This is a genomic window from Cyanobacteriota bacterium, assembly GCA_025054735.1.
Taxonomy (GTDB): domain Bacteria; phylum Cyanobacteriota; class Cyanobacteriia; order SKYG9; family SKYG9; genus SKYG9.
In genome coordinates, this window is record JANWZG010000214.1 from 1 (window position 1) to 6,592 (window position 6,592).

General features: G+C 47.7%; 6 protein-coding genes and 1 pseudogene. All 7 read right to left on the minus strand.

Annotated elements, in window-relative coordinates; genetic code table 11:
• Positions 1-627: uroporphyrinogen decarboxylase (locus tag NZ772_11250; protein MCS6814123.1), on the minus strand; the 627-nt coding region annotated here is incomplete at its 3' end.
• 338 nt (positions 628-965) lie between these two features.
• Positions 966-2,033, minus strand: a complete 1,068-nt coding sequence (locus NZ772_11255; GenBank protein MCS6814124.1) for an AAA family ATPase — start codon at positions 2,031-2,033, stop codon at positions 966-968.
• Positions 2,030-3,220: pseudogene (locus tag NZ772_11260) on the minus strand (putative DNA binding domain-containing protein). Before NZ772_11260 ends, NZ772_11255 begins: the two are co-directional and overlap by 4 nt.
• A gap of 275 nt (positions 3,221-3,495) precedes the next feature.
• Positions 3,496-4,621 (minus strand): peptide chain release factor 2 gene (gene prfB / locus NZ772_11265; GenBank protein MCS6814125.1). Its coding sequence is split into 2 segments (ribosomal slippage): positions 3,496-4,548 and positions 4,550-4,621, totalling 1,125 coding nucleotides; the frame shifts between segments, so codons are not numbered across the junction.
• A 97-nt stretch (positions 4,622-4,718) separates the two neighbouring features.
• Positions 4,719-5,381 carry an endonuclease III gene (nth, locus tag NZ772_11270; GenBank protein MCS6814126.1) on the minus strand — a complete coding sequence of 221 codons (663 nt, stop codon included), beginning with the start codon at positions 5,379-5,381 and terminating at the stop codon, positions 4,719-4,721.
• 174 nt (positions 5,382-5,555) lie between these two features.
• Positions 5,556-6,431 carry a sulfate ABC transporter permease subunit CysW gene (gene cysW / locus NZ772_11275; GenBank protein ID MCS6814127.1) on the minus strand — a complete coding sequence of 292 codons (876 nt, stop codon included), beginning with the start codon at positions 6,429-6,431 and terminating at the stop codon, positions 5,556-5,558.
• The coding region (locus tag NZ772_11280) for a sulfate ABC transporter permease subunit CysT (GenBank protein ID MCS6814128.1) at positions 6,418-6,592 on the minus strand (175 nt) is incomplete at its 5' end. The genes cysW and NZ772_11280, both read right to left, overlap by 14 nt.

Genomic DNA, 6,592 nt, shown 5'->3' on the forward strand with positions numbered 1-6,592 from the left:
GGAGTCAAACATTTGCACGACTTGGGCACCAGCATCAATTTGATAGCGGGTGTAAATCGCGATCGCATCTGCCAACTTACCAAGCAACTGGTGCAGCATGGTTGGCTCGGTAAAGGCCATCTGCTTGATGACAGTGTAATCCTTAGAGCTTTTACCTTCTACAGCGTAGGCAGCCAACGTCCAAGGGGCACCCACAAAACCCAGAACAGTAGCTCGATCGTCTACCTCGCGACGCAAAATCTGTAAAATCTCGCGGATGAAGGGCAGAGATTCCGCAGGCTCTAGGGGATGAAGTTGGTCAATCTGGGTTTGGGAGCGAATCGGTGGATCAATGATTGGGCCACGACTTTCCACAATATCAAAAGGAATGCCTATCCCTGGCAGCGGCGTAAGAATGTCTGAAAACAGGATAACTCCATCGGGCTGAAAGGCTCGCCACGGTTGCAATGAAATTTCTACAGCTAGGTCTACCCGTTCTGATCGCTCTCGAAAGGAAGGATAGCGATCGCGTAAATCTCGATAAATCTTCATGTAGCGCCCTGCTTGCCGCATCATCCACACAGGTGGACGATCCACAGTTTCGCCCCGAGCAGCTCTCAGTAGATGGGGAAGGGTCGCTACAATCATCGATACTATACTCCTAACAAGATTTCCAAAGAGTTTTAAACATCTGCCATGCGGCATCCATAGCAAAGAACTGGCTGTTAAGACAAATTGGTTAAGACAAATTGTTCGCTATTGAGGCTCGCAGTGAAGACTTAAGTCCTCATTACTAACGTTCTCACTAGATTAACGTCCTAACTAGATTAAGTACTGCATTAAGTACTGCTATGGTTGCGTAACACATTAGCAACATTTGATTGTATAGGACAGTGGTGATCACTCTAGAGCCTTACCCTTAGGTTGTTAGCTAACTTAACGATCAACGCCTGTACAACGATTGGTTCAATACCCTTGCAGGTGAGCTACTTAAGAAGAACTACCTGATTAAGTTGTGGTTCACGAGTTTGTTGCAAGTCGGGCAACACTAATGCAGTTCGATCGGCAATCTTCTGGGCTAGATCCTTGAAATCCCAGTACACCTGCCTTACAGCACTAGCATGGGCACCGATCGCGCCATCTGCAGGTTTCAGGTGAAAAATCGGCTTACGGGACTCTTGAGCCATGGGCATCAGGCTTTGATAGTGTTTCAGTAGCGCCAACCGATTCCGGTCGTTTTCTGGCGCAAGATTGGGATCATCTTGGGTTTGTAACACCTCGTTTTGTAACACTTCTGTATTATAAGTGTGAGGAATACGTTCTATCCATCGTTGAAATGCTTTCACAGGGCGGTCAAATCGCACACCGTGTTGCAAAATAACATAGCCCACTGGTTGCATGTTCCCCTTTGGCAGGGCAAGGTCTAGGGCTGGATTTTTAGGAATACGCTCCTGCCATTCTTCTCTCCAACGGCTTACGGTTGGACCAAGGTTCTTGAGACCCTGTAGTGAGAAAAGATCGGGTGAAAGGGGCACAACAACATAGTCTGAGGCAATCAGAGCTGCTCGGTTAATAGCTCCTAGGTTGGGGCCTAAATCAACCAGCACCACATCAGCACTCTTCGTAGATGCTGCTTGGCTCAATACTCGCCAGAACGCCGAAATAACCCTAAAGGCTCGTTCCTTGCGATCAAGACAATCAGACCATTGGGAAGATAATTCATCTTCAAATCCAGACAATTGCAAATCACCAATTAACAGGCTTAAACCATCCTCTATTGTTTCCAGACTTGGTGTTGCAATGTCACCAATGCCACTCAATAAAGGTTTGACGCAGCGAAAAATAGTATTATAGTCACTAGTCGCACTAGCTTCCCACACTTCTTCCAAGCGATCTTCATCCAGAAAAGCTGCTGTTAAATTCGCTTGAGGATCTAAATCTGCTGCTATGACGTTTAGCCCTAAGTCACAATACATCCAAGCTAAATGATAAACAAGCGATGTTTTACCAACGCCCCCCTTGTTGTTGAAGAAGGCAATAACGGGTGCAGTCATGACCGCCTCCTGATCATCACAGAAATATAGGAATCCTCAATAATAAATTCTGCTGGTGGATTTCCATTTTTTGCTAACTCCTTTTGGGCAGTGGGAATGCCGATGCCAAAGCGCTGAACATATCCCAGATTTTTCATAGCTTCTGCTAAATGGGGATTGCGATAATCAGTAACACCTTTACCAAAGTTTTGACGATTCACTTGTCCAAACAAGCCACCTGGACTGTGAATTTCAATACGATCGTTAAACCAATAGACCCGCACAGGGGCATTGGTTTCCTCATAGGAACGATGCATAACAGCATTTCGCACAAGCTGCTGTAACGCCACGATCGGGTAATCGGGCTGCTTAATTTCCACAGGCTGTGCTGTGATATCAGAAGCGGTTGAAATATTGGCTTGCAGAACTTCATCGACATAGCGCAGTAAATCAATTAGGGAGCCACTAATCTCTCTTTGATCTCGAATCGGATCAGTTAACTCTGTACCGTCAAAGCGGACAAATTGGATGTAAAACCCTGGAATAAATTGCCTAGGGTCTTTGCCAATTACTAAAATACCTAAGCCCGTTGGATATGAATCTGGTTCTGGAGTTGCAAATCGCAATGAGATTAGTTGCTGTGTTAACGATCACTGATTTGCGGCTAATACGTCTGGTGCTAATGCTGATGCTAAATATTCACGTTGGAAACTATCTAGATTTAGATCATCAATAGACGCAGAGATAAACGGACGTAAATCAAATGGCAAGTCCCTAGCACGTCGTTTTTCATTCAGGCGACGTTCTTCTTCAAGTGTAGCGATTGCGCGTCTAGGGCCAACTCGGATATAGGTTCGTCCGTCGAATCTGACCGGCGGAGCATCTGACGGTTCCACAATCACCACAGCCAATTCACAGTCATTTAGGATCCGTTTGTTAACTTGCAACACTGGCATTGGTAGAATCCTTCCTTCAGAGCGGATGTTAGCGAGGCTGAGGAGAAGCTCGTCTGTAATCGGCAAATTGGCACAGGTACCGTCATCGTTAACTCCTATGAAAAGAACCCCAGGCTTTTGGTGGTTTGGTAGATCGTTAGCGAACGCACAAATTGCCTGTCTGATCTTCTTTCCGTCTGAAGTTGCCGCTTTACGCTCGACTCTATCGGATTCGAGATCACCCAGAAGTGCTGTCAGCTCTTGATCATCCATGTATTAGTTCTTAGATCTTCTCTACTATCTTACTCATTGGAATCATTTCCTCACTGAATCATAGTTATCAGAAGCAGAGTTGCACTAGACCAGGCGATTAGCTCAGCAAAGCAGTCAACTATGCTGCTAGTCTCAAAAACTAGAACATGAGACATTACCCTATTCAGTTCCCTGTCGGCAGCCTCTAGACTGGGGACTCATCATGTGGCTGTTTTGCGGAGGGTTGGGACGATCGTCAGCATCCCACCAGTCAAGTGTTACATCGACTAGATACTCTAGGAATGATTACTGGCATCTACAAGCTGGTTCTCTTGGCGCAGGTACGCCTCGATAAATAGGTCAAGGCCACCGTTCATGACATCTGTAATGTTGGTGGTTTCAGTGCCTGTGCGCAGATCTTTGACCAGTTGGTAAGGATGAAACACATAGTTGCGGATTTGGTTGCCCCAAGCAGCCTCTACCATATCACCTCGAATGTCAGCAATTTCCTTGGCGCGTTGCTCCTGGGCAATCACCAGTAGTTTGGCTTTTAATCGGGCAAGGGCTTTTTCCTTGTTTTGGAGTTGCGATCGCTCTTCAGTGCAGCGTACCATCAACCCTGTAGGAATATGGCGAATCTGTACTGCTGTTTCCACCTTGTTAACGTTTTGGCCACCCTTGCCGCCCGAGCGGCTAGTGGTAATTTCTAGATCCTTGTCAGGAATGTCTAAGGTGACCTCATGGTCAATCATGGGCATAACCTCCACCCCAGCAAAGCTAGTTTGCCGCTTGTCATTGGCATTAAAGGGCGAGATGCGCACTAAGCGATGGGTGCCTTTTTCAGCCTTGAGATAGCCGTAGGCATAGCGACCATCGAGTTCTAAGGTGGCAGACTTGATGCCCGCTTCATCCCCTTCCGATAGTTCCGACAGGTGTACTTTATAGCCATGTTGCTCGCCCCACCGGGTGTACATACGCAGTAACATTTCTGCCCAGTCTTGGGCATCGGTACCCCCAGCACCTGCGTTGATGGAGATTACCGCCCCAGCTTGGTCGTAGGGGCCAGATAGCAAGCGTTGTAACTCCCAACGATCGAGGTCTTCTGTTAACTGGCTCACGTTAGCGCTAGCTTCCTGCAATAGGGCTTCATCAGCCTCCAATTCCAGCAGTTCTAAGATAGCTTTAGTATCCTCTAGGCTAGACTTCCAACGATCGTATTGCTGCAAGCAGGCTTTCAGGTCATTTAACTCTTGTAAAATTTTTTGTGCCCCGGCTTGGTCGTTCCATAGCTCTGGCTGGGCTGCCTGCTGCTCTAAATCGTGGATAGTTGCTGTCAGCGCGGGAATGTCAAAGATAGTCCTGGGTTTTACCCAGGCGCTCAGCCAACAATTCTACGTTGCGTCTAATTTCAAAGGTATCCACCATAGACTACTGCAATCCTTAACCAAGGCATAATTTATCTCTGTCTATTTTACAGCAACCCTAAGGCTTGACAGAAAGCAGGTGCCTAGGGGGTGGGTTACAAGGATGCAGAGGGGCAAAGATCGGCTAGTTCACAGCGATCGCAGAGGGGCTTGCGAGCATTACAAACAGCGCGTCCATGATAAATCAGGCGAATTGACCAGTTTTCCCAATCGGGTTGGGGCAATAGGCGCATTAAATCCTGTTCAATCTTGGCAGGTTCAGTTTGCTGAGTCAGTCCCAGACGATTGCTCAAGCGCTTGACATGGGTATCTACGGTGACTCCTGCATTGATACCAAAGGCATGGGCAAGGACGACATTAGCAGTTTTGCGGGCCACACCAGGAAGGGTAAGCAGTTCTTCCATCGTCTGGGGCACCTCACCGTTGAATTGGGCCAGGATCGTCTGGGCAGCTCCCTGAATATTTTTGGCCTTGTTCCGATAAAAGCCTGTGGAACGCACTAGTGTCTCTAGCTCGGCGATCGGCGCAGCCGCCATGCTGGATGGGTCAGGAAACTGACGAAACAGTTCCGGAGTCACCATATTCACGCGCTCATCAGTGCATTGGGCTGACAAAATGGTGGCTACTAGTAATTGGAAGGGTGTGGCATAGTCCAAGGAGCAGCGGGCATCGGGGTACATCTGCTTCAACCGTCGCAATACCTCTAGTGCTCGCTGTTTTTTGTTGCTGGTTGCTTTAGAGCCATGCTCACTAGCCATCAAGTCTTATATGCTGCCAGAATCTTCAAATCTAGTTCGTTAAGTCTAGGTCGTTGAGGTAATGCATGGCATTGTTGGAGCCTGACAATCTACCCCTGCAATTGTAGGTCAAACCGGCCATCTCTTCCAGCACTGTATCACTAAAGGCCATGCATCATAAGCACTCTTGTGCATCTATTCCTGTACATCTCTAATACGAGTTTTGCGCTCTAAGATTTCCTTCAAGATTAAGGTAACGACTGCTAATAATGCTAGTAAGACCGCAGCCGAGTAGGCTGCTTCTGTTTCATATTGCTTGTAAGCATCTTCCACGAACAACGGTAGGGTTTGAGTCTTGCCAATGATATTGCCAGAAACTACGGAAACAGCGCCAAACTCACCCATAACTCTGGCATTGGTGAGAATTAAGCCATAGAGCAAGCCCCAGCGAATGTTGGGCAACGTGACGCGCCAAAAGATTTGCCAGTCCTTTGCTCCCAAGGTTTTGGCGGCTTCTTCCTGGTCAACGCCTGCTTCCTCTAGCACGGGAATGACTTCACGGGCAACAAACGGCATACTTACAAACAGGGTAGCCAACAAAATACCAGGGAAGGCAAAAATCACTTTTATGTCGTGGGCTTGAAGAAAACTGCCAAACCAGCCGTTGCGTCCATAGAGTAACACTACCATTAACCCAGCAACCACAGGGGAGATGGAAAAGGGTAAGTCGATAATGCTCAATAGTAGGGTGCGACCAGGAAACTTATGGCGGGCGATCGCCCAAGCCGCACACAATCCGAACACCATGTTCACTGGCACAGAGACCAGAGCCAACAGTAATGTGAGCCTCACCGCAGACAAGAAGTTAGGTTCAGTGAGGTTTTTGAGAAATGGCTCCACACCCCTGCGAAATGCCTGTACAAAGACATTGAGGGCGGGAATGTAGAGCACCAGTGCCAAGTAGAGTAATGCAATGCCGATGAGCACCATAGGCACCCAACTTTGCCTTCTCGTGATAGGCTTAGGCGGGGCATTTGGTGAAGCTTTTAGTGGTTGGTTAGCGATCGTCATATCGTCGTCCCCAAGCTTGCAATAGGTTGATACCCACGAGCATTATCAAAGAAATAATCAACATCACTACTCCAATCACCGTTGCCCCAGCGTAGTCATATTGCTCTAAGCGCTGAAAAATCAGCACAGGTGCAATTAAATCCTTAAAGGGCGTGTTAGAG

What these genes read in the sequence shown, in the direction of transcription:
- cysW (MCS6814127.1), bottom strand. Translation starts at nt 6,431, where the DNA reads ATGACGATCGCTAACCAACCACTAAAAGCTTCACCAAATGCCCCGCCT.
- nth (MCS6814126.1), bottom strand. Translation starts at nt 5,381, where the DNA reads ATGGCTAGTGAGCATGGCTCTAAAGCAACCAGCAACAAAAAACAGCGA.
- NZ772_11255 (MCS6814124.1), bottom strand. Translation starts at nt 2,033, where the DNA reads ATGACTGCACCCGTTATTGCCTTCTTCAACAACAAGGGGGGCGTTGGT.